This window comes from Xanthomonas sp. MLO165 (assembly GCF_018831305.1).
Classification (GTDB): domain Bacteria; phylum Pseudomonadota; class Gammaproteobacteria; order Xanthomonadales; family Xanthomonadaceae; genus Xanthomonas; species Xanthomonas arboricola.
In genome coordinates this window covers 2,937,525-2,960,841 of sequence record NZ_CP029263.1, presented here as the reverse complement: position 1 = coordinate 2,960,841, position 23,317 = coordinate 2,937,525, and the positions used below count along the sequence as shown (strand labels likewise).

General features: G+C 56.5%; 19 protein-coding genes and 2 tRNA genes. 20 read left to right on the top strand and 1 reads right to left on the bottom strand.

Annotation, left to right across the window (positions count from 1 at the left end; genetic code table 11):
• The first annotated feature begins 78 nt into the window (after positions 1-78).
• The 15 genes from grxD (at position 79) to DGN21_RS12350 (ending at position 17,109) form a co-directional block, all read left to right on the top strand.
• On the top strand, positions 79-399 hold the full coding sequence (grxD, locus tag DGN21_RS12420) for a Grx4 family monothiol glutaredoxin (RefSeq protein ID WP_006450539.1): 321 nt from the start codon (positions 79-81) through the stop codon (positions 397-399).
• Complete coding sequence (locus DGN21_RS12415) at positions 396-1,139, top strand: SDR family NAD(P)-dependent oxidoreductase (protein ID WP_184578424.1); 744 nt, start codon at positions 396-398, stop codon at positions 1,137-1,139. Before grxD ends, DGN21_RS12415 begins: the two co-directional genes overlap by 4 nt.
• On the top strand, positions 1,136-1,735 hold the full coding sequence (locus DGN21_RS12410; protein ID WP_006450537.1) for a YhgN family NAAT transporter: 600 nt from the start codon (positions 1,136-1,138) through the stop codon (positions 1,733-1,735). Before DGN21_RS12415 ends, DGN21_RS12410 begins: the two co-directional genes overlap by 4 nt.
• A 458-nt stretch (positions 1,736-2,193) precedes the next feature.
• The gene (locus DGN21_RS12405; protein ID WP_126965977.1) at positions 2,194-5,388 is read left to right on the top strand and encodes a TonB-dependent receptor; all 3,195 of its coding nucleotides are present in this window, start codon (positions 2,194-2,196) and stop codon (positions 5,386-5,388) included.
• Positions 5,389-6,132: 744 nt separating this feature from the next.
• Positions 6,133-6,831 (top strand): Fic family protein, encoded by a 699-nt coding sequence (locus tag DGN21_RS12400; protein WP_215824933.1) that lies wholly within the window; start codon positions 6,133-6,135, stop codon positions 6,829-6,831.
• A gap of 36 nt (positions 6,832-6,867) precedes the next feature.
• On the top strand, positions 6,868-7,707 hold the full coding sequence (locus tag DGN21_RS12395; protein WP_126965979.1) for a hypothetical protein: 840 nt from the start codon (positions 6,868-6,870) through the stop codon (positions 7,705-7,707).
• Positions 7,708-7,743: 36 nt separating this feature from the next.
• Positions 7,744-8,226 carry a hypothetical protein gene (locus DGN21_RS12390; protein WP_126965980.1) on the top strand — a complete coding sequence of 161 codons (483 nt, stop codon included), beginning with the start codon at positions 7,744-7,746 and terminating at the stop codon, positions 8,224-8,226.
• 348 nt (positions 8,227-8,574) lie between these two features.
• Positions 8,575-9,960 (top strand): nucleotide 5'-monophosphate nucleosidase PpnN, encoded by a 1,386-nt coding sequence (gene ppnN / locus DGN21_RS12385; protein ID WP_016901083.1) that lies wholly within the window; start codon positions 8,575-8,577, stop codon positions 9,958-9,960.
• Between the two features lie 128 nt (positions 9,961-10,088).
• Positions 10,089-10,604: a Tfp pilus assembly protein FimT/FimU gene (locus DGN21_RS12380; RefSeq protein WP_049818021.1), complete on the top strand. Its 516-nt coding sequence runs from the start codon at positions 10,089-10,091 to the stop codon at positions 10,602-10,604.
• Positions 10,601-11,077 (top strand): type IV pilus modification protein PilV, encoded by a 477-nt coding sequence (pilV, locus tag DGN21_RS12375; protein ID WP_024937955.1) that lies wholly within the window; start codon positions 10,601-10,603, stop codon positions 11,075-11,077. Before DGN21_RS12380 ends, pilV begins: the two co-directional genes overlap by 4 nt.
• A 4-nt stretch (positions 11,078-11,081) precedes the next feature.
• Entirely contained in the window at positions 11,082-12,242 is a 1,161-nt protein-coding gene (locus tag DGN21_RS12370; RefSeq protein WP_126965981.1) for a PilW family protein, read from the top strand.
• Between the two features lie 2 nt (positions 12,243-12,244).
• The gene (locus DGN21_RS12365; protein ID WP_024937953.1) at positions 12,245-12,769 is read left to right on the top strand and encodes a PilX N-terminal domain-containing pilus assembly protein; all 525 of its coding nucleotides are present in this window, start codon (positions 12,245-12,247) and stop codon (positions 12,767-12,769) included.
• Between the two features lie 10 nt (positions 12,770-12,779).
• Positions 12,780-16,523: a PilC/PilY family type IV pilus protein gene (locus tag DGN21_RS12360; RefSeq protein WP_184551049.1), complete on the top strand. Its 3,744-nt coding sequence runs from the start codon at positions 12,780-12,782 to the stop codon at positions 16,521-16,523.
• 83 nt (positions 16,524-16,606) lie between these two features.
• Positions 16,607-16,966, top strand: coding sequence for a type IV pilin protein (locus DGN21_RS12355; RefSeq protein WP_252374712.1), 360 nt, complete (start codon positions 16,607-16,609; stop codon positions 16,964-16,966).
• Between the two features lie 66 nt (positions 16,967-17,032).
• Positions 17,033-17,109: transfer RNA gene (locus DGN21_RS12350), tRNA-Asn, on the top strand.
• Positions 17,110-17,160: 51 nt separating this feature from the next.
• Here DGN21_RS12350 and DGN21_RS12345 read toward each other — a convergent pair.
• Entirely contained in the window at positions 17,161-17,703 is a 543-nt protein-coding gene (locus tag DGN21_RS12345) for a Tfp pilus assembly protein FimT/FimU (RefSeq protein WP_024937951.1), read from the bottom strand.
• A 140-nt stretch (positions 17,704-17,843) separates the two neighbouring features.
• Between DGN21_RS12345 and uvrB the strand changes: the two genes are divergently transcribed.
• From uvrB to DGN21_RS12320, 5 genes are all read left to right on the top strand, one after another.
• Entirely contained in the window at positions 17,844-19,865 is a 2,022-nt protein-coding gene (uvrB, locus tag DGN21_RS12340; RefSeq protein WP_024937950.1) for an excinuclease ABC subunit UvrB, read from the top strand.
• A 104-nt stretch (positions 19,866-19,969) separates the two neighbouring features.
• Positions 19,970-20,044 (top strand) — tRNA-Val (locus tag DGN21_RS12335).
• Between the two features lie 527 nt (positions 20,045-20,571).
• Positions 20,572-20,814 (top strand): hypothetical protein, encoded by a 243-nt coding sequence (locus tag DGN21_RS12330; RefSeq protein ID WP_024937949.1) that lies wholly within the window; start codon positions 20,572-20,574, stop codon positions 20,812-20,814.
• Between the two features lie 35 nt (positions 20,815-20,849).
• On the top strand, positions 20,850-22,523 hold the full coding sequence (locus tag DGN21_RS12325) for a type IV secretory system conjugative DNA transfer family protein (protein ID WP_215824932.1): 1,674 nt from the start codon (positions 20,850-20,852) through the stop codon (positions 22,521-22,523).
• Between the two features lie 346 nt (positions 22,524-22,869).
• A complete protein-coding gene (locus tag DGN21_RS12320) occupies positions 22,870-23,280 on the top strand; it encodes a TcpQ domain-containing protein (protein ID WP_024937947.1) in 411 nt (136 codons plus the stop codon).
• Positions 23,281-23,317 lie beyond the last annotated feature (37 nt).

The window sequence follows — 23,317 nt, the reverse complement described above, 5'->3', positions numbered from 1 at the left end:
AAGGCTTACAATGCGCGCCTTTGCGGAAGTCTATCCGACCCGGCGGTCGGGCCTGCCGCTCCCAGTCAGGAGAGTCCAATGCCGGTGATGGAACGGATCCAGGCCGAAGTCGAACAACACCCGATCGTGCTGTTCATGAAAGGCACCCCGCAATTTCCGATGTGCGGTTTTTCCAGCCGCGCCGTGCAGGCCCTGGTGGCTGCCGGCGCCGATCAGTTGCGCACGGTCAATGTGCTGGAAGAGCCCGAAGTGCGCGCCAATCTGCCGCGCTATTCCAACTGGCCGACCTTCCCGCAGCTGTTCATCCACGGCGAGCTGATCGGCGGTTGCGACATCACGCTGGAACTGTTCGAGGCCGGCGAGCTCAAGCGCATCGTCAGCGAGGCCTACCAGCCGTGAGTCTGGCGCAGGCCCGGCCCGACGCGGCGGCACTTGCCGGCCGCGTGGTGCTGATCACCGGTGCAGCCGGCGGGCTGGGGAGCGCGGCGGCGCAGGCGTGTGCATCCGCCGGTGCGACCGTGGTGTTGCTCGGCCGCAAGCTGCGCCCGCTGGAGCGCATCTACGACGCGGTCGCCAAGCTGGGTCCGGAGCCGTTGCTGTATCCGCTGGATCTGGCCGGCGCCACGCCGGACGACTACGCCACGCTCGCGCAGCGGCTGCAGTCCGAGCTCGGTGGCCTGCACGGCCTGCTGCACTGCGCCGCCGATTTTGCCGGCTTGACCCCGGCCGAACTCGCGGCGCCTGCCGACTTCGCACGCAACCTCCATATCAACCTCACCGCGCGCGCCTGGTTGACCCAGGCCTGCCTGCCGCTGTTGCGGCAGCAAGGCGATGCGGCGGTGGTCTTCGTCGTCGATGACCCGGCACGTGTTGGCCACGCGTACTGGGGTGCCTATGGCGCTGCCCAGTATGCACAGCGTGGCCTGCTCGCCAGCCTGCATCACGAAACCGTCGCCGGCCCGGTCCGCATCAGCGGATTGCAGCCCGGCCCGATGCGCACCGCCTTGCGCGCGCGCGCCTTCACCCATCAGGAAGACAGCGAAGCGCTGGACCCCACGCGCTATGCCGCCGCCTGCGTCACCTTGTTGTCCACGGCCGGTGGCGCGCACCGCGGCGCGATCTGGAGTCCTTCCGCATGACCATTCTTTCGGCGGCACTGCTGCTGTTTCTGATCCTCGACCCTCTGGGCAACATCCCGGTGTTTCTCAGCGTGCTCAAGCCGCTACCGCCCAAGCGCCAGCGCTTCGTGCTCGCGCGCGAGTTGCTGATCGCCCTGTTCGTGCTGATGGCGTTCCTGTGGGGCGGCAAGTACGCGCTGGAGCTGATGCATCTGCGCCAGGAATCGGTGGCGATCGCCGGCGGCATCGTGCTGTTCCTGATCGGCATCCGCATGATCTTCCCGCGCCCGGAAGGCCTGATGGGCGAGATCCCCGACGGCGAGCCCTTCATCGTGCCGCTGGCGATCCCGCTGGTGGCCGGCCCGTCCGGCATGGCCGCAGTGATGCTGATGGGCAGCAACGAACCCACCCGGTTATGGGATTGGAGCCTGGCGCTGATGATCGCCTGGATCGGTGCATCCACCATCCTGGCCTCGGCACCGCTGTTGTACAAACTGCTCGGTCATCGCGCACTGACCGCGATCGAGCGGCTGATGGGCATGTTGCTGGTGGCCATTTCGGTGCAGATGTTTCTGGACGGCCTTGGCACTTATTTCAAGCTGCCGGTATCGATCTGAGTCCACTCGGCGATGGGCGGGCAGGGTGCGTGGCATGGGGACGGCTTGTTGGATGCCTGGCGGGCTTTGAAGCCGCGTCGCCGACCCGTGGCATGAGCGGCTGGCGGTGTCTGGCGACCACAGCGCGGGATGGCGGCCGATAGCCAGCGCTGCGTTTTCAGGCCAAACGTTGCCGGTTTGCGACAAGCCAGTTCGATAGCGCGACGCCAGTCGCAAATGCCGCGCGACTTTGCGCAAGCTGGCGTTTAGGCCTTCACATGCGAAGTTCATGTTGCACCGCGCGAACTTTGTCACGCCGCCGTCACAATCAGGCCTTAGCGTGTTAATCTGTTGTTAACCGTTGCGGCAGCAACCAGCCGCGCGGCAAGGGACCCCAGATCATCGGCAGCCCACCCCCGGGAACGGTTGGGCTGACTGCGCCTTTTTGTCACTGCCCAACCTGTATCGAGGCTACCGAAATGACCCACCCCCGCTGTCTCCGCATGTCCAAGCTGACGCTTGGCCTTGTTGCCGCACTCGCCGCCGCCCCCGTGTTCGCCCAGAGCACCTCTGCCGGCGTCGCTGGCCTGGTGACCAGCAGCGCCGGTCAACCGGTGCCGAATGCTGAAGTGACGATCACCCACGTTGAATCGGGTACGGTCAGCCGCGCCACCACCGATGCCAGCGGACGCTACAACGCGCGCGGCCTGCGCGTGGGTGGGCCTTACACGATCACCATTACCGCTTCCGGCGCGGGCAACACCACGCGTGAAGGCGTGTACTTGAATTTGGACAAGGTCAATCAGGTTGATGCAGCCCTGGGTGGCGATCTGGCCACGCTCGGTACCGTGCAGGCGATCGCAGGCAACTACGGCTCAGCGATCTTCAGCGCCAACAAGATGGGCACCGGCACCAACGTGACCCGCGAAGAAATCGAGTCGCTGCCGTCGATCAACCGCAACCTGCAGGACTACGTGCGTCTGGATCCGCGCGTCGCGCAGACCGACAAGGCGCGCAACGAAATCTCCATCGCCGGCCAGAACCCGCGCTACAACGCGATCCGCGTCGACGGCATCAGCACCAACGATGCTTTCGGACTGGAATCCAACAGCCTGCCGACTCCGCGCCAGCCGTTCTCGATGGACGTCATCGACGAAATCTCGGTGGACGTGGCCAATTACGACGTCACGATCAGTGGCGGCACCGGTGGCGTGATCAACGCTGTAACCAAGTCGGGCACCAACGAGTTCCATGGCTCGGTCTATGGAACCTATCGCGAGAACGACTGGTCGGGCAAGAACGAGAACGATATTCGGCCCCAGTTGTTCGATCGCGAATCGACTTACGGCCTGACGCTGGGTGGTCCAGTGGTCAAAGACAAGTTGTTCTTTTTTGCGAATTACGAAAAGTACAAAGGCAAAGGCGTTTTCACCGGTAACAGCGGTTTTGGTCCGACAGGCTCTGGTGCGAGCAACACGGTCAACATCACGCAGGCGCAGGTCGACGAGATCGCCGACATCTCGCGCAATGTGTACGGTTTTGATCCGGGCACGTTGACGTTGCCGGCATTGGATTCCGACTCTGAAGAAAAGGGCTTCAAGCTGGATTGGAATATCAGCGATAAGCATCGCGGTTCATTCCGTTACGGTAAGTCCGAGCAAAGCACTGCCAATCTCAATGGTTTCAGCACGAGTTCGTTGGCTCTGAATTCGTACCACTACGTGCGTGACTTCGAGCTGGAAACCTACACGGCACAGCTTTTCAGCGACTGGACCGATACCTTCTCCACTGAGGCCAAGGTGTCTTATCGCGATTACGCGGCAGTACGTACCGCAGCGTCTCAGCTGCCGGCGATCAATGTCCGTGTGGGCGCAAACTCAGTCAATCTGGGAACCGAGGCAAATACGCAGGCGAACGAGTTGCGTACCGAAACATGGAACGCATTCTTTGCTGGCAACCTGTTCCTTAACGACCACACAGTCAAATTCGGCTTCGACTACGAAGACAACGATATTTTCAACTTGTTTGGTCCACGCGTTTTCGGTTCTTACAACTTTGATTCTATTGCTGCTTACCGCGCCAATCGGCCAGTGTCTTATCGCTATTCGTCCTCGAACACCGGCAGTATCGATGACATCGCAGCGAAGTGGGGCCTGCGCAACCTTGGCCTGTTCGTTCAGGACAGCTGGGCTGTCAACAACAACCTGACGTTGACCTTTGGCTTGCGCTACGACAAGCAGATGGTTCCGGACAGCCCGCAGTTCAATCAGGCTGCATTCAATGCCTTCGGCGTGCGTAACGACGCGACGCTCGACGGTAACGACCTCTGGCAGCCGCGCTTTGGCTTTAATTACACGTTTGATGCCGAGCGGCCGACCCAGTTGCGCGGTGGCGTGGGCCTGTTCCAGGGTGCGGCGGCGTCGGTGTGGCTGTCCAATCCGTTCTCCAATACCGGCCTGGCTTACACGGATTACAATTTCCGCAACGCGAACGAGATCGCCGCTGGCGGTATTCGTTTCACTCCCGATATCAACAACCAGCCAACTGGTACCGGCGGAGCGACTCAATCGGTCGACTTTGTCGACAAGGATCTCGGGCAGCCATCGGTCTGGAAAGCTAACTTGGCATTCGACACCGAGTTGCCGTGGTACGGCATCATCGGATCGTTGGAAGGTGTGGTCACCAAGGTCAACGAGGCAATCTACTACCAGCAACTCAATCTTGGCACGCCAACTGCGGTTGGACAGGATGGTCGTCAGATCTACTGGAACGCGGTTGGTCGTAACCGGGCGAGCTGGGATAACCTTGGTCGCTTCACCGGCAACGCACTGACACGCGCCAACAGTAATCAGGGCTTCAACGACGCAATTATTGCGCGTCCAACCGACCAGGGCGGTACGCAGAGCTTCACCGTCGGTTTGAATAAACCTTTCAACGACAGCGACTGGTCGTGGAGCCTCGCTTACACCTACTCAAACGCGAAGGAGGTCAGCGGTCTGACCAGCTCTACCTCGGGCTCTCAGCTGTTGAATGTAGCGACCTTCCAGGCTAATGAAGAAGTCAACGCCACGTCCGCTTATGAGATCAAGGACAGCATCCTCGGCACTCTGCAGTGGAAGCACAACTTCTTCGGCGACTACGCAACCAAACTTGGCCTGATTTATCAGGGCCGCAGCGGTCGTCCGTATAGCTATACGTTCGATAACGATGCCAATGGTGACGGTCGTGCCAATGACCTGCTTTACATTCCGAATGGCCGTGGCGATGTGTTGTTCGGAAGTGCAGCTGAAGAGAATGCTTTCTGGAACTACGTAAGCAACAATCAGTATCTGTCTTCGCACCAAGGGCAGTTGGCTGGCCGCAACGCCGTTCGCAATTCCTGGGTAAATCAGTTCGATCTGCATATCGAGCAGGAACTGCCGGGCTTCTTCGACGGCAACAAGGCGCAGGTATGGGTCGACATCATGAATGTCGGTAACCTGCTTAATAAGAAGTGGGGCCGCGTGGATGAGTACGGGTTCCCGGGCTTCAAGGGTGTTGTGGAGTACGGCGGTATCGATGCTGCAACCGGCAAGTACGTGTACCGCTTCAATGAGCCGGACTTGTCCACTGTCTACGACGACAAGGGCATCTCCCGCTGGGCGCTGCAGCTGGGCTTCCGCTACCAGTTCTGATCTGACCAACGTGTTGCGTGTTGCAAAAACGGCCGGGTTCTCCCGGCCGTTTTTTATTCCGTTAGAGAATTTTGAACTGCCTAGTTGCTTCTGGACTCATAAATGGTCTTAACTTTTAAGAGCAGAATTGTCGAAATTGAAGGCGGTGGCTGTAAGATGCAAGCGTAGAGCGGCTGGTAACGTTTTGCTGGCCATTAACAAAAAATGCCGACGGTCTTTGCTGTTACATCTACGTAGTAACGTCGGCAAACACGTTCGAAGGTTTTTATGACCTATTTTTTTCTGCTTGGCACGAGAATTTTGTTAATTCTTTTTCTTCAGGTAAGCCGTCGCTGCTGCTTGCAGAACTGCTCGGCTAATAGATGGGAGTGTCTTCTCGAAGCTCTTGCGAAATTTATCTTAGGGAGGCCGTGTTATTCTTAGAGGATCAAATCCCATCTACAAATATTGATTGGGATAGGCGCTAGGTATGCTCGTTTTTGAAGTAGTGCTCATTTGTGTATGAGTGCTATTAATTTTTTCCATGTAGCTGACCAATTTTATTGGCAATCGGATTGGTTCTGGCATCGGGCAATCGGGATGGCTTGATATTCATAGTCCACTTTGGATTGAATTCCAAGCGTGGCGGCAGCATCTAAAATATCTGGGCAACTGACACTTGACGACGTGCGATCCTAGGAATACTCTTCAGAAATATTTTCTAACTTGATAGGGCGTTAAGTGAAGAGCGTGCCTTTGGTATACATGCCTTCTAGAGAAATAATAGGTTTTTTTGAATCATTTGACCCTCATAAGATCGGTCTTCCCGCGGCGCCTATCGTTAATTGCGAATTGGATCTAGCTGCAGCGCAGTGCATACTTGGGCAAGTTTCAACTGCTGATTTACTGCATGTTTTGTTAATCAAGTTGGATCCGATTTCTATAAAAAACGTACTTGAAGTTCATCGGGCTGTATTGAATGTAAAAAAAACTAGTTGGCGGAAGGTGTCCTTGAATGTGGGCGTCAAACAGGCCGATTCCTTCGGTTTTACTTCCCCAATTTTTGATGTCAAGAACGAGTTTTCTTGGTTAATTTCACGAGCGCTTTCGATAAAGCACGACTCGATATTTATTGCATTTTTTCTCTTCTATTTTCTGCACCTGCATCCTTTCGTTGATGGTAATGGGAGAATGTCAAGAATTTTGATCATTCATTTTCTTTCTGAAAGAAGGGGGGCTCAAGATGGCTTGGGAAGATTTGTGGCTATATTTACATATTTGCGCAAAGATATATTGGCCCGCTGGTTGTGGGAGGCTAGAGTAAATTCTGTCGAAAACTTCATTAAATTTTTCTCAAAAGTTTTATTTGAATACGGGGAGTATTTTGGAAAATCTTGCGATTCTAGGGTGGGGGTTCGTGAGTATGTAATGTCTATTAAGCCCGATGGAATTTTTGGTCGTTGAATTGCATGACTGAAAAAGTGACCTCATGGGATAATAATGAATAAATTATTTTTTATTTTAGTGGCTCTTGTATTTTTAGTTTTAGTTACTTGGTTGGTCTGGAGCGAATCTCCACCGTCTGAGAGAGGTTGGCGTTCTAGTGGTGGCTTGAGTTCTTCTGTTTCTGAAAATAACGTCAAAGCTGAGAAGCAGGATGCCAGCGTTGCCTTTGGTGAGCCTCAACAAATCAGCACGCTGCATACTGGTCGAGTTGAATCGAGTTTACTTTGTGCAAGGGCAGTGAAAGCTCAGCAATGCAGCGAATATTGGGATGGCATAAAGAAAGGGGGTAAAAATCGGGAAGAACTAGCAGCTTCTTGCCAAGATATGGCTGAGGCTACAGTTCCTGGATTGATTAGAGCTTGGAGGTCAGCTGCTGAGGCAGGAAGTTACTACGCGGCTAAGTTTTATATTCTTGGGCGTCCTTTCAGAATTGGAAATACAATTGAAAGTCTTGATGAACTAAGTATTTTTAAAGAAAAATCCGAAAAATTCGCGCTTCAGCTAGTCGCCAAGGGTGATTTCAATGTTGGAGTAGCGCTTGCGGATGCATATTATCCGTTTCCCGAAGCAAATTATAGACCGAGCTTATTGAGTCAGGCTGTTGAAAAGGATGCAGCAAAAGCGCTCATTTTATACGAGAAATTAGGGGCATTCCTTCATTCTGAAAGTACTAGCGATCCACTTGTAGAAGCTAGATTGAAAGTCCTACGCTCGTCAGTGGATGCATCTAGCTTTAATGGCGCAGCCTCTTTTTTTGGTAATTCGCAGCCTTTTGTTCGTCGTGGTCCTATAGATGCAAGTGATAATTACGAGGGGTGTGTCGAAAGCTTTTAATTTAATTGAGCTACTACTTATTATCTGGAGATTGCTATGCTGAAACTAAGGGTCGCTATTGGTGCTATTATGGTCGCAGGAGGAATGTATTTTTCTTCAGCACCATTGCCTGCGGATGCTCAATCAAGAGAGTGCCCCGAGTGGCAAACCTGGTCATGTGAAGATCCTCCGTATCTTCCTGAATACCCTGAATATCCTTGTAATTGTGACGGCGGAAGTCCGCCCGTAGCGAATCATTATGTACTCCCTAATATTCCTGGAAATCCTTATCCAGCGGTCTGTGCTTCGTCAGAAGATGAGCGTATGCGTCATGCCTGGTGGGATGTACAAAATTGGTATCCTGGGTGGCAGCTTGGAACAAATGAATCAGTGTCAGTGAGATACGATGATGGTTTAACTCAGGTTTACGTAGCTGTGGTCCCTGATCATTACGATCATGCCGTGGCGCTTGAGCTCAAGGGTGGGGGGTGGAGTGTTAACTCTGGCTATAATCGTAATCTTTGTGATGTTGGTACATAATTTCTAAAACCCCTGAGGTTGGGAAAGGAGTGTGCGCACTCCTTTCCCATGTTAGTATAAATGTGTTTAAAAAATATGATTTTATAAGAATTATCCATGGGCACATTTAAACTTGTGCAGATGGATTCTGGATGTCTTATAGATATTCTTTGGATTTTGTTGATTGTTATACATGCGCGACTTTAGAAGAATTTCTTTGGCGTTGCTAAAGCTGTAGTCGCACTGTTATTTGCTTATCTACAATTTGGGACAGTGATTTATGTTGCGTGGATTTTGGCAAATCTCCTTGCCATCGTTCTTTTGTCGGGTCAAGTAGGCTAAAGTCCTGTTAATTTAAGGGAGCAAGCTATGGAACTCAGCAGTACGGCAGCACGGGCGCTGCCGGTGGTGGATGCGCGGATCTACCCGCGCGGTGGCCTGGACGTGTTGTCCAAGGCGGAAGTTGCGCGTCTGCGTGATGCCTCCAGCGGCGGCATGCATGAGCTGTTGCGCCGCTGCGCGCTGGCCGTGCTCACCAGCGGCAGCGCGTCGGACGACCCGCGCGCCGCGCGTGACCTGTATCCGGATTTCGATATCCAGGTGAACCAGCAGGATCGCGGCATCCGCATCGATCTGAGCAACGCACCGGCGATGGCCTTTGTCGATGGCGAGATCATCCGGGGCGTGGCCGAGCTGCTGTTCGCCGTGGTGCGCGACCTGGCCTACATGGCGATCGAGCTGGAAGCCCAGCGCGGGGATCTGGACACCAGCGAAGGCATCACCAACGCGGTATTCGGGCAGCTGCGCAATGCGCGCATCCTGCAGCCGTCGGACCCGAACCTGGTCGTGTGCTGGGGTGGGCATTCCATTTCGCGCGACGAATATCTCTACACCAAACAGGTGGGCTACGAGCTTGGCCTGCGTGGCCTGGACATCTGCACCGGCTGCGGCCCGGGCGCGATGAAGGGCCCGATGAAGGGCGCCACCATCGCGCACGCCAAGCAGCGCAAGCATCACACGCGCTACATCGGCGTGACCGAGCCGGGCATCATTGCCGCCGAGTCGCCGAACCCGATCGTCAACCACCTGGTGATCATGCCGGACATCGAGAAGCGCCTGGAAGCCTTCGTCCGCATCGGCCACGGCATCCTGGTGTTTCCGGGCGGCGTCGGCACGGCAGAGGAAATCCTCTACCTGCTCGGCATTCTGCTGCGCGAAGAGAACGCCGACCTGCCGTTCCCGCTGATCCTGACCGGGCCGACCATCGCCGCGCCGTACTTCGAACAGATCGACCGCTTCATCCGGCTCACCCTGGGCGAAGCTGTCGCTTCCCGCTACGAGATCATCGTTGGCGACCCGGTTGCCGTGGCGCGTCGCATGGCCGAAGGCATCCACGACGTGCGTGCGCACCGCAAGGAACAGAAGGATTCGTACTACTTCAACTGGTCGGTACACATCCCGCTCGAGTACCAGCAGCCGTTCGAACCCAGCCACGAGGCCATGGCCGCCCTCGACCTGCATCACGGCCGCCCAGCGCCTGCCCTGGCCGCCGACCTGCGGCGTGCCTTCTCCGGCATCGTCGCCGGCAACGTCAAGGAAGACGGCATGCGCCGCATCGAGGAATTCGGCCCCTTCGAAATCCACGGCGACCCGGACATCATGCAGGCCCTGGATGAACTGTTGCGCGGCTTCGTCGAGCAGCGCCGGATGAAGATTTCGGGGGACTACCGGCCTTGCTATCGGGTGGTGACTTAGTCGCCTAGACGGTGCGACACGGGCTCGATAACGCTTGTCGGTCCAGTCGGTCCGCCTGTCGGTCCAGAGCTTGTGCCATGGCGTATCAGGGCTCATGCTCTCCAGCAATAACGCTGGGGAGCGTCCTGATGTCCGTCCGTACGCGCGGATTCACGTTGATCGAACTCATGGTGACCGTCGCGGTGCTAGCTATCACCGCAGCGATCGCATACCCGAGTTTCCAAGGCGTCGTGCGCTCAAATCGGGTGGCTGCGTCAAATAACGAAATGATGGCATTGCTCACGCTGTCCAGAAGCGAAGCCATCCGGAACGGCCAAGGCAGTGGCATCTGTGGCAGTGCGAACGGGACAGCCTGCAATGGGAGCTGGAGTGCAGGGGTGATGGCCTGGAGCGACGCAAATGGAAACGGGAGTTATGACTCAGGTGAAACCGTGCTCCGTTATTCGTTGGGAAATCCAAGGCTGGTCGTCCAGGGGCCAACGACGGGGACGGTCATTGCGTTTGATGCGCGGGGGCGCCGCCGTGCTGCTGCCGATCAACAGGTTACATTGCAACCTGATCAATGCGGCGGGCAACCGTTGAAACGCTCATTAACAATCAATGCGTCCGGGCAAATTCGAAGCAAAAAAGAGACCTGCACATGAGCCAGAATCATCTCTCTAGGCGTTCTGCGGCGGGCTTCACCCTGATCGAAGTGCTGATTGCCATTCTCATACTCGCATTTGGGTTGCTAGGGTTTGCACTGCTGCAGACCATGAATGTGCGGTTTGTCCAAAGCGCCAATTACCGGACGCAAGCGACCAACCTGGCCTACGACCTAATTGATCAGATGCGATCCAATCGTTATCAGGTTGGTCAATATACTGCCGCCACATTTGCTGCCGGGGCCGTGACGGCGACTGGTGCCTGCGTATATCCAACAGGCCAGACCGTATCGGTAAGCCAGAATATAACAAGATGGCAATGTCAGGTTGCCAAGGCGCTTGGAGATAAGGCTGCTGCTACAGTTACCTATGTCAACGGCGTCGCCACTGTGGCAATAAGCTGGGGCGATCAGCGCTGGGACAAGGAAAACCCCGAGACAGTGACGAGTTTTGCGTTGCGAACGGAGATCTAAGGGAATGAACTTGCGTTCGCGAATGTCCGGCCTTTCATTGATCGAACTGATGATCGCGTTAGTGATCGGGTTGGTTCTTTTATTAGGCGTAATCCAAATATTTTCAGCGTCGCGCACGGCCGCCCAACTATCTGAAGGTGCTTCGCGAGCACAAGAGAACGGACGTTTTGCGCTTGATTATCTGGCTCGGGACATTCGAATGGCGGGCCACTTCGGGTGCGTCAACGATCAAGCGCAATTCGTTAAGGGGGAGGGAGATCCCAGGGTCAATCTTTCCGCGGCAACCGGAAGTGGAAGTCCTCTGGATTTCTCTGTATCGATTCAAGGCTATGAAGCACCAGGGACAGCTCCGAGTGACCAAATAACCATCGGTGGCAGTGCGAATTCGATAGTAGGTTTGCCGGCATCCATTCAGAATTTGAGCCCCGCGCCGAGACCAGGCAGCGACATCATCGTATTGCGTTATCTTTCTGCCGAAGGCGTGCCTGCGACAGGTATCGCAGCAGCTGGTTCCAATAGCACCTTGACTATGGATGCGACACGTTGGGCACGCCTGACCGACGATGGCGTAGCGGCTCCCACACTGTTTGGAATAGCGGACTGTGCACATGCGGATGTATTTGCTGGCACCACGACTGCAGGATCCGTAACGGCCAGTGGCGTCAATCTTTCAGGGCGATATGTGGTGCAGCCCACTGGTCAGACAATGGTGTACCGCGCCGAGTCCCTGGTGTATTACGTTGCCAATAGTCCCGATACCGGCGAACCCGCGCTGAGGCGTGCTCGCGCGGGTAGCAATGGCATCTATGTCAGCGAGGAATTGGTTGAAGGAATAGAAAGTTTGCAATTTCTATATGGATTGGATACGACGCCGTCGATTGCAACCCAGACGCCGCCTGTTGGTAATATCACCGAGCAACGTGTGGCGAGTGGAGTGGCCACGGGAGCCGATGCGGCGGCCGCCAACCAGTGGCGTCGCGTTGGGCAAGTGCAGGTCGGTATCCTCGCCCGTAGTCCGACGGCAGCGGCTGCAAGTACTCAAGTCGAGGCCAGTCGGTTGGGCGTGCTGGGTGTCACGGTCATTCCGCCGACGACCAACGATAGACGCTATCGCGCTAGTTATGAGTTATCCATCGCCCTCCGCAATCGCCTTTTCGGTAACTGAAAATGCAGACCAGACATCTCACTCGAGATCGAGCGCGTAATTACACCGCGGCAACTCAGCGCGGTGCGGTCTTGTATGTGGCGTTGATCATGCTGGTGTTGCTTGCGTTGATTGGCATTGCAGGCATTCAGGTTTCTGGAATGCAAGAAAAAATGGCGGCCAATTATAGGGCGGTGAATCGTGCTTTCGAGGAGGCTGAAGGTGTGGTCAGAAACGCTGAAAACTCCGTCGAAAATATTTCCAATCGAACGACAGCGCCGACTGGTACCACGAGTTCAGTTGCTTCTGGAGACATCAATCGAGTCTGTGACGATGGTTTTGACCCTATGCAGTGGGCGCAGGCGCAGACCTCGGCTCGCGCGGTCAATGTTCGCCAGATAGATCAATGCATTCAGGGGGAAGCAAACATCGGAATGGGGCAGCCTGTCGATCCTGCATCTCCTGTTTTTCAGATTACCGGCGTTGCCGCTGACGATCAGAATAACGCGAGTTCCGAGGCGGCGGTAGACACTATCTTCAAGCTTTGAAGAGAAGCACATGACCTTGCATAAAAAGAAAGTAATTTTTGCTTCTGCCGCAGCCGCGGTTGGCCTGGCGTGCGTCGTCTACGCGCTAATCGCTGCGCAAGGTCAAGGCGTCCTTGCTCAGGCGCCAATGAATAATCAGGTGCAGACACCGCCTGCGTTCATCATGGCTGTCGACGATTCCGGGTCCATGACCTTTCAAACCCAGTTTCCGGGGCAGGATGGCCAGGGCTGCTGGAGTACAGCGCAATATACGTTTTTCTCAAGCCCCGGAGTACTTAATACGGAAGATACGAGAAGCGTTGGATGTGGTTACAACCACGTGCTTCCTGGCGTCCGTATCGATGAAAACCGACTGGGTGTTCCTCCCTTGGATAGTCTTGGTTTCGCGCGTTCGGCTGCCTACAATCCAACGTATTATGATCCGACAGTCAAATACGAGCCGTGGATTAATAACGATGGCACCCCCTTTCCTCAGGCTGACCCGCTGAATACCCGTATTAATCCGCTGCAATCCGCGACCGTCGCGTTGGCATCGAATTACATGGGTGAGGATTTCAGTAGTAGCTTTCGAATTCAGAACAGGATGGTGTTGCCCCGAGGTACAAGTTACAGGCAGCGCTTTAGAGATAATAACAATAATCTCTATTTCGGGGCTGAGACAACGACGACAACTGATGTCACTTGGAATGGCGGCTCGCAGACACTGCTCATAAGGTTTTGGCCTGCAACCTTTTTCGTTCCTTATACGAGTAATAACGATGCTCGGCCAGTCCTTCCTGGCACTGCGTCAGCATATGACGCAGTGCCGCGCGAGCGTGTACGAGATGTGTGCGGAACGGGCTGCGACATGTGGAAATACACGATTGGCACAACCAATACCGTTGCCCTGCAAAACTTTGCAAATTGGTTTTCTTTCTATGGTAATCGCAACAGGGCGATTATTGCGGGCATGACGAGGTCGCTGGCTGACGTCAACAATATGCGGGTGGGATTCTTTCGCATTAATCAGCACACTAGCTATGATGCCATTACGGACAGGCTGCCAATGCGAAATATGGCAACGGCAAGTGAAAAGGCGGCGCTTTACAATTCGATCCTCGCATTGCCTGCGAGCGGAGGCACACCAAATCGCCAAGCGGTAAATGCCGCAGGGGTTCAATTCCAGCGCACAGACAGTGCTGCTCCCGTCCAATTGGCTTGCCAGAAAAATGCCGTAATGCTCTTTACGGATGGCTATAGTAACCAGGATGGGCCGCAGGTCAGTAATGCACAAGGCGACGGCGGAATGGGAGTTCCATTCGCTGACGGTTACGACAATACGATGGGGGATATTGCTGCAAAGTACTATAATAACGTTAACGGCGGATCGCCCATTCGGCCGGACCTGGCTTCCGGGCTTGTGCCTGTGCCAAGCTCCTGCAGCACTGCAAACGCTAATGTAAGGTTGGATTGCCAGAAGAATCTGCACGTAAATTTTTACGGTATTACGCTGGGTGCGCGAGGGAATTTGTTCAATCCCGATGTGGTGCAGGATGCTTACACCACTCCGGCGATTTACCAAAATTGGCCGCCGCGTGAAAATGATGAAAGAAGCACCGTTGATGACATCTGGCACGCGGCAACCAATACTCGCGGTCAATACATAAACGCGAAGACTCCGGCGGAAATTACAGCTGCGATGCGGAGAGTTCTTTCTTCAGTGACATCCGGTTCGTCTCCCTCGGGGACGCTTGCGCAGAGCGGTGCGCGTATCGGTGCTGGCTCGTTCTCAGTAGTGCCCAACTACGAAATTGCCAATGAGGGCACCGATTGGTTTGGCCGTCTTACCGGCTATACCGTTTCTATCAATCCAGCGACTCGGGTCGCAGTGACCACGGCAGCGTGGGAGGCAAGTTCAAGAATGCCGTCTGCCGCGGCACGCAATGTTTTGGTCAGCAAGGCAGGATCAGTTAGCGCCTTCAATGCGACTAATGTTTCTCTTGCGGATCTTTGTAACAAATCGACGTCGCTGTACCCCGGGATGTCGCTATGCACTGAGTCGGACCTTTCCGCACTGGGTGCAACCGCAGCTACCGCTACCGCGTACCTGCGTGGGGATGCGTCTGGGGAAGTCCGCAGCGGTGGTCGCTTACGTGATCGAACCACTGTGCTTGGCGATATCGTCAATTCGACGCCTGTCATCAGTTCTCCATTGGATGACTATGGCTATCGTGGTTTGGCGGGAACACCTGGAAGTACTTATGGCGCTTACTTGGATTCCAAGAAGGCCAACAGAAATTATATGGTCTATGTTGGTGCCAACGATGGCATGTTGCATGGCTTCGATGGCGGCATGAATGCAAATGGAGTAATGAATTCAAATGGCGGTGTAGAGCGATTCGCTTATATTCCGTCAACTGCGCTCGGTCACATGGGTAATTTGCTGCTTCCTTACGATCCAACAGATCAAAGTGACCAAGACTTTGACCATCGCTACTATGTAGATGGGCCGCTGACCGTATCGGATACTTACTATGGTGGATCCTGGAAGACAGCTCTTGTAGGGACCGCAGGTGCAGGTGGACGTAGCATTTTTGCAATGGACGTCACGACGCCGACAAGTATTTCGGCGGGCAATCGTCTTTGGGAAATCAGCGACCTTGATAGCACGTTGCCTGCGTCAGTCCGTAACAACATAGGCTATGTGCTTGGTAAGCCGGTTATCGTTCCAGTTGCTAACGCATCCGGCGCTGTGACATGGAAAGCGATTTTTGGCAATGGCTATAACAGCGCCAGTGGAAAAGCCGTTCTCTTTGTCGTTGATATCAAGGCAGGCGCACCCACGATTACAATGATCGAAGCCGCAGAGAGTGGAGGAGGTGTCGCCGGAAGCAACGGTCTTGGCAACATCGTTGTTGTTGATCGCTGGGGCGGTGCCAGCCAAGCTGATCGGGTCCGTGATGGATATGCGGACACTGTTTATGCAGCCGATCAAAAAGGAGCCATTTGGAAGTTTGATCTTCGTAGCACGGTGACATCTGTTTCCGTCCCGCTCTTTACAAGTCGTACGTCAACCGAGAACGGCGCTACCTATCGTCAGCCGATTACCGGCGGACTCGCTGCTACTGCTGGCGATAACGGCGGTGTCATGCTTTTCTTCGGAACTGGAAGCTTCTCATTTGTAAATGATCCATTCGATACTGCTATCCAGTCGTTGTATGGGATCAATGACGTGTCCGCTGGAGCAATTACGAGTGCGTTGACGCGCACCAACCTGCAAGCCAATACGATCTCCAGTTCTGGTGGTGCGCGGAGTCTGGTGTTGGGAGCAAGCCCGGCAGGTGGGCGTGGCTGGTATGTCGATCTGCCAGCCGGCGAGCGTATGGTGGGAAATCCAAGCGTCGCATCGGGTATTGTTTTTATTCCGACCTATGTCCCCAACCCAAACAGCGTGGGATGTGCTGCCCAGGGTAGCAATTGGCTATTTGGGTTGAATACTAGGACCGGTGCGGCCGCACTGGATGTGGCGCGCCGTAATTCGCCTACAGGTGCTTCGTTTGCTTCGGGAACTGCCGCGACTTCGTTGACAACGCAAGGAACTACGCCAGTGAAGGACGTCGGCATATCAGCGATTCCGCGGTTGACTCCAGCAGAGTCTGGCGGAGCGCCCCCGCCTGGGGGGAGCTCCTGCTGGATGGTGATAAGCGTTGCGGGTGCCGACCCGATGTATGTTCCCTATCCATGCGGGCGTCAGTCCTGGAGGCAGGTGCAATGAGATCTTCTTGGGCCAGACAAACCGGTGCCCGTGGTAGGGGTGCGTCACTGCTGATTTCCCACGGTTTCACCCTGATCGAGCTGATGATTGTCGTCGCGGTTGTGGCGATTCTGGCTGCCATTGCCTACCCGAACTACTCGGAGTACGTGCGTAAGTCTCGCCGTGCGCAGGTCAAGGCAGATCTTGTCGAGTATGCGCAGCTGGCCGAGCGCTATCACACTGTGCAGAATACGTACGTCGGCTTTACTTTGCCCAATCCTGTCTCGCCTCGGGAGGGTGGAACAGCCGCCTACAACCTGCCGTCGCCACAGGTGACTCAGTCCACCTTTGTGATTACTGCGACCCCGACCAATGTCCAGTCAGCCGACAAGTGCGGAACCCTGAGTATTGATCAGGCTAGTCGCAAGACCAACTCGAAGGGTGCCTTGTCGGACTGCTGGTGAGAGCGTGAGTTCGGGGACGTTGATGACTGTTGCAATGCCCCAAAATCTTGCTACAATGCCGACCCCGCCCGAATAGCTCAGCCGGTTAGAGCACTTGACTGTTAATCAGGGGGTCGTTGGTTCGAGTCCAACTTCGGGCGCCAAGATGTTGAAGAGGCCGCGACTAGTCGCGGCCTCTTTGTTTTTGCTGTAGCTCACCGTGCAGGGCAGGTGGTTGGTTGCCTGTAGCGGACAGAGCGCGTCCGCCCTGAGTTGTTGACGATGACGTCTGCCAGGCGCTGCGCACGCGTGCAGAGGCTGATCGTGATGTTGGTGCCGCTGTTGCGGCCGTTCGGAAGAAATCGGACAAGCGATCGGCCAATCGTTCCAGTGATGCTGATGCCCTCGCTCGCAGCATACTGCTCGACCCGCAGGATCGAGCCCGCGTCCGCAGGCTGCCCACTGCGCGCTGGATCCTTAAAAAGAATCCACCCCTGGCCCCAGTCACTGTCAGGTCGGCAACTGGCACCGTCGACGGATGGACAGACGCTAACTGGCAGGCGATGGGTGATGGCCAGGCTCCTCGCCATCGCCAAGTGTGCGGTGAGCAAGTGAACCCGTGCCTGTGCGCGCTGCCACTCGACCAGACCTTTGAAGCTGGGCAGGCCGATGGCCGCCATGATCCCGACGATCGCCATCACGATCACTAGCTGTAGCGCCGTGTACCCTTTTGCATACGAACGAGTCACTGCTTTCACCGTCCTGCTCCTCGGCTCGAAGCAAGCAGTCTCTACGGCGTCCAAGGCTCAGGTAAGGTCGGCTCCCACGTGATGAGGTGTCAGACTTTCACCGAAAGTGGCCTCCGCCATTTGTGCAGTCCTCCCCCGAGATCCGCTTCATGACCGACCGTTTTCAGCTCGTATCCCCGTACTCCCCAGCCGGCGATCAGCCTGCCGCCATCGAGAAGCTGGTGGCCAGCTTCGAGGCCGGTCTGGCCAAGCAGACCTTGCTGGGCGTGACCGGCTCCGGCAAGACCTACACCATTGCCAACGTGATCCAGCAGGTGCAGAAACCGACCCTGGTGATGGCGCCGAACAAGACGCTGGCGGCGCAGCTATACGGTGAGTTCAAGTCGTTCTTTCCGCACAACGCGGTGGAGTACTTCGTCAGCTACTACGACTACTACCAGCCCGAGGCCTACGTGCCCTCGTCGGACACCTTCATCGAGAAGGACAGTTCGATCAACGAACACATCGAGCAGATGCGTCTGTCGGCGACCAAGACCCTGCTGTCGCGTCGCGACTCACTTGTGGTGGCCACGGTGTCGGCGATCTACGGCCTGGGCGCGCCGGAAGACTATCTGTCGCTGCGCTTGATCCTGTCGGTGGGCGAGCACATCGATCAGCGTCAGTTGATCCGCCATCTCACCGATCTGCAGTACACCCGCAACGAATTCGAGCTGACCCGCGGCGCGTTCCGCGTGCGCGGCGAAGTGCTGGACGTGTTCCCGGCCGAATCCGACACTGAGGCGTTGCGGATCGAGTTGTTCGATGGCGACATCGAGCGGCTGACCCTGTTCGATCCGTTGACCGGCGAAACGCTGCGCAAGCTGCAGCGCTATACCGTGTACCCCAAGACGCATTACGCGACCACGCGCGAGCGCACGTTGAGCGCGGTGGACACGATCAAGGAAGAATTGAAGGAAAGGTTGGAGCAACTGTATTCGCAGAATAAGCTGGTAGAAGCGCAGCGCCTGGCGCAGCGCACCCAGTTCGATTTGGAAATGATGGCCGAGGTCGGCTTCTGCAACGGTATCGAAAACTACTCGCGGCATCTCACCGGCAAGGCGCCCGGCGAGCCGCCGCCGACGCTGTTCGACTACTTGCCACCGGACGCGCTGCTGGTCATCGACGAGTCGCATGTGACCATTCCGCAGATCGGCGCGATGTACAAGGGCGACCGCTCGCGCAAGGAAACGCTGGTGGAGTTCGGTTTTCGGCTGCCATCGGCACTGGACAACCGGCCGCTGCGTTTCGAGGAATGGGAGGCACGTTCGCCGCGTAGCATCTATGTGTCGGCCACGCCGGGTCCCTACGAGTTGCGCGAGTCTGCGGGGGAAATCACCGAGTTGGTGGTGCGGCCAACTGGCCTGATCGATCCGGTGGTCGAGATTCGTCCTGTCGGAACGCAGGTGGACGACCTGATGTCCGAAATCCAGGAGCGCATCAAGCTTGGCGACCGCGTGTTGGTGACGACGCTGACCAAGCGCATGTCCGAGAACCTCACCGAGTACCTCGGCGAGCACGGTATCCGGGTGCGCTATCTGCATTCGGATATCGACACGGTGGAGCGCGTGGAGATCATCCGCGACCTGCGCTTGGGCAAGTTCGACGTGCTGGTCGGCATCAATCTGTTACGCGAAGGTCTGGATATGCCGGAAGTGTCGCTGGTGGCGATCCTGGATGCGGACAAGGAGGGCTTCCTGCGTTCGACCGGCTCGCTGATTCAGACCATCGGCCGCGCAGCGCGTAATCTGCGCGGCAAGGCCATTCTGTATGCCGACAAGATCACGCGTTCGATGCAGGCCGCGATCGACGAGACTGACCGCCGCCGCGAGAAGCAGGTCGAGTACAACCTAGAGCATGGCATCACGCCCAAATCGGTGGCGCGTCCGATCTCCGACATCATGGAAGGTGCGCGCGAGGATGCCGCCGAGAAGAAGGCAGGCAAGGGGCGCTCGAAGTCGCGTCAGGTGGCGGAGGAAATGCCCGATTACCGCGCGATGGGGCCTGCCCAGATCGCCGGCAAGCTCAAGAGCTTGGAGCAGCAGATGTACCAGCACGCCAAGGACCTGGAGTTCGAGGCGGCCGCGCAGATTCGCGACCAGATCCAAAAACTGAAAGCTGCCAGCCTGGCGTAGGGCAGGGCGACAGCGCGAAAGTTCGAGCGCAGGGAGGGCTTGTGGTGATCCAAACCCTGCGCTAGAATGCGCGCCCTGCACAGCGCAATGCTGACGCAGGAAACGGGCGGTTAGCTCAGCGGTAGAGCACTACCTTGACATGGTAGGGGTCACAGGTTCGAACCCTGTACCGCCCACCACTCCAAGTCCAGCAGCATGGCGACTTGAGTGGCTTCAACATCGGCAGCGACTGCTGCCGCGGATCCCGAAGTGATTTACGCAGCAGCTCCTGCAGCTTCCGCGTGTCCTGTATTTGGTCTTCGACAATCGCTTTCACTTCCTTCTGTGCATTGACCAGGCGTGTTGGATGAATTTCGTGCAGCAGTCGGGCATTGCTGGCGGCGGAGCGGTTGGCTAGCAAGCTGGGCACTCTTTCGCCCCTGCGGACGAGGCCCTGGTGTCAGGCCAAGCTTTCGCTCAGCGTGCCATTTCGTCGCAGCGCTGGTCACCCTTTCCCCGAAGCGGCGAGCAGGTTTTTTAGTGCCAGGCGCGTGTGTTGCCAAGAAAGCACATCAAGTGCTGACGGAATTCCGCCGGCGCTGACCCATCCCGATCCGCGCCTGGCGTCGAATGCGCGCGCGGTTGTGTCGGCTTCACCGAAACCGCTTTCTCCATCACACGTCTTGCTTTAGCATCGCTTCCGCGCTGACGAAAAGGAAGGCTGGCGATGGACGAGTATCAGCACACCGTGCTGACCAGGGGCGGGTACCGTGTCGTGGCAATCACCCGGGAAGACACCTATGCGCCCGACGCTGTGGTGGCCTATGCCGTGGTGACGGATGCCGGAACCCGGATCACGCCGGATCTTTCCCTAGATCAAGCCAGAGTCTGGATTGACTCGCTCGTCGAGAGCGAGAGTGGCGGACGCAAGTCGGATCTGCTCGATCACAGACCCGTCGTTCGTCGCTGAGTGCCGTCGAGAAGTAAGCCAAGGAGTAGGGCCGCGTGTCCAAAGCCAAACTAATTGCAATCGCCACCGTGGTGACATTGCTTGTTGGATATTTCCTGTCCGGATATCTGACGCTTCTATTGTTGCGGCTCGATACCGCGCTGTACGCGTGGGATACCTACTACCGCTACGTCAAGGCGTTGGGCTTGCCGGAAGTGGCGCCTTACGCGACCAAGATCAAGATGTCCGGCATTCTCGGCTTTGGTCTGCCCGGGATCATCTGGGCCATCACGGTTGTGCTCCTGCTCAAGCCGAAGGCGCGGGCGCTGCATGGCGACGCGCGCTTTGCCGGAGCGGCAGACCTTTCCAAGCACGGTTTGTTCAAGCCGAGCGGCAACGGCATTGTGGTGGGCAAGTTCAACGGCAAGCTTGTACGGCTGAGCGGGCAACAGTTCGTGATCCTGGCCGCGCCAACGCGCTCCGGCAAGGGCGTCGGCGTGGTCATTCCCAACCTGCTGGAGTACCAGGAATCGGTAGTGGTCCTGGACATCAAGCAGGAGAACTTCGACCTCACCAGCGGCTGGCGCGCCAGTCAGGGGCATGAGGTGTTCCTCTTCAATCCCTTCGCCGAAGACCGGCGCACCCATCGCTGGAATCCGCTGACTTACGTGTCCAGCGACCCCGCCTTCCGTGTGTCGGATCTGATGAGCATCGCCGCGATGCTGTATCCGGACGGCTCGGATGACCAGAAGTTCTGGGTCAGTCAGGCACGTAACGCGTTCATGGCGTTCGCCTTGTATCTGTTCGAAAACCAGGACGAAGAGTTGTCGCTCGGCTTCCCGGGCGGGGCAGGGGCTCCCACGCTTGGCGGCATCTATCGACTCTCGTCCGGGGATGGCACAGACCTCAAGAAATACCTCAAGTCGCTGTCCGAGCGCAGATTCCTCAGCAGCAATGCGCGCTCGGCGTTTGCCAACATGCTGTCACAGGCCGATGAGACCTTTGCGTCCATCATGGGAACCCTGAAGGAGCCGCTCAACGCGTGGATCAACCCGGTCCTGGATGCGGCAACAAGCGCGGACGACTTCCTGCTCACCGACCTGCGCAAGAAGAAGATGACGATCTACATCGGCATCCAGCCCAACAAGCTGGCCGAAAGCCGGCTCATCATCAACTTGCTCTTCAGTCAGATCATCAACCTCAATACCCGCGAGCTCCCGAAATCCAACCCGGAACTCAAGTATCAATGCTTGCTGTTGATGGACGAATTCACCTCGATCGGCAAAGTGGACATCATTGCCACCGCGGTAGCCTACATGGCGGGTTACAACCTTCGCCTGCTGCCGATCATTCAGAGCATGGCGCAGCTGGACGCCACCTATGGCAAGGAGCTGTCGCGCACCATCATCACCAACCATGCGCTGCAGATCCTCTACGCGCCGCGCGAGCAGCAGGATGCGAACGACTACTCCGAGATGTTGGGCTACACCACCATCAAGAAGAAGAACGTCACCCGCGGCAGGGAAACCACCCGGAGTATTTCCGAGGAGCGGCGTGCGCTCATGTTGCCGCAGGAGCTGAAGGCGATGGGCAACGAGAAGGAGGTCTTCCTGTACGAAGGCATCCCGCATCCGGTGAAATGCGACAAGATCCGCTACTACGAAGACCGCTATTTCACTGCACGCCTGCTGCCCAAGACAGACGTGAAAACGCTTTCCATCAGGTTGTGATGGTCGTCGCACAACGGCTGCGAAGGGGCGCCGGTAATTCTTGACTCATGTGTTCGTTAAGGGCAAAGTTACCCAGAATTTGCGCGGTGTTGATTTTTTGTTAAGAGGGGCGGCGCCGGACGGGGTCGTACAGGAGTAAGGCTATGGATGGTTCTTCGGCGTATTCATTTTTATCGATTGCGTGGCGTGGTGCTGACCTGCCTATGTGTGCTGGGTCGGCCAGGCATGTCCGCTCAAGCGAGTCATCAAAGACAGATTCACTCCGCCGCCCCAGGGTGAGCGGAGCTGTTGTGCTGTCCGTCTTAAGCCCGAAATCTCATGAGTTGGAGAAGTCAGAGTGAATCCGATGTATGTGTCCAAGCTGTCGCTGGTCTTGGTGGTCGCTGCGTTGGTCGGTGCCTGCGCGACCAAGCCTGCTCCCGATTTTGGTGGACGTTGGAAGCACGTCAATCACTTTGACGAAGCCCCTACCGAAATTCCGCTCTACACCTCCTACACGTATCAGGCTACGCCGATGGACGGCACGTTGAAGACGATGCTGGAGCGGTGGGCCGCGGATTCCAACATGCAGCTGTCCTACAACCTGCCTTCGGACTACACCCTGATCGCCCCGGTTTCCAATATCAGCACCACCAGCGTGCAGCAAGCCGCCACCGAGCTGAGCGCGGTCTACGCAGCGCAAGGTGTCTCGGTCTCGGTCTCTGCCAACAAGCTGCTGGTACAGCCGGTGCCGGTATCGTCTGGAGCCAAGCTCTAAGAGCTGAACCGCTGATCCGATGCTAACGGCATTCGGT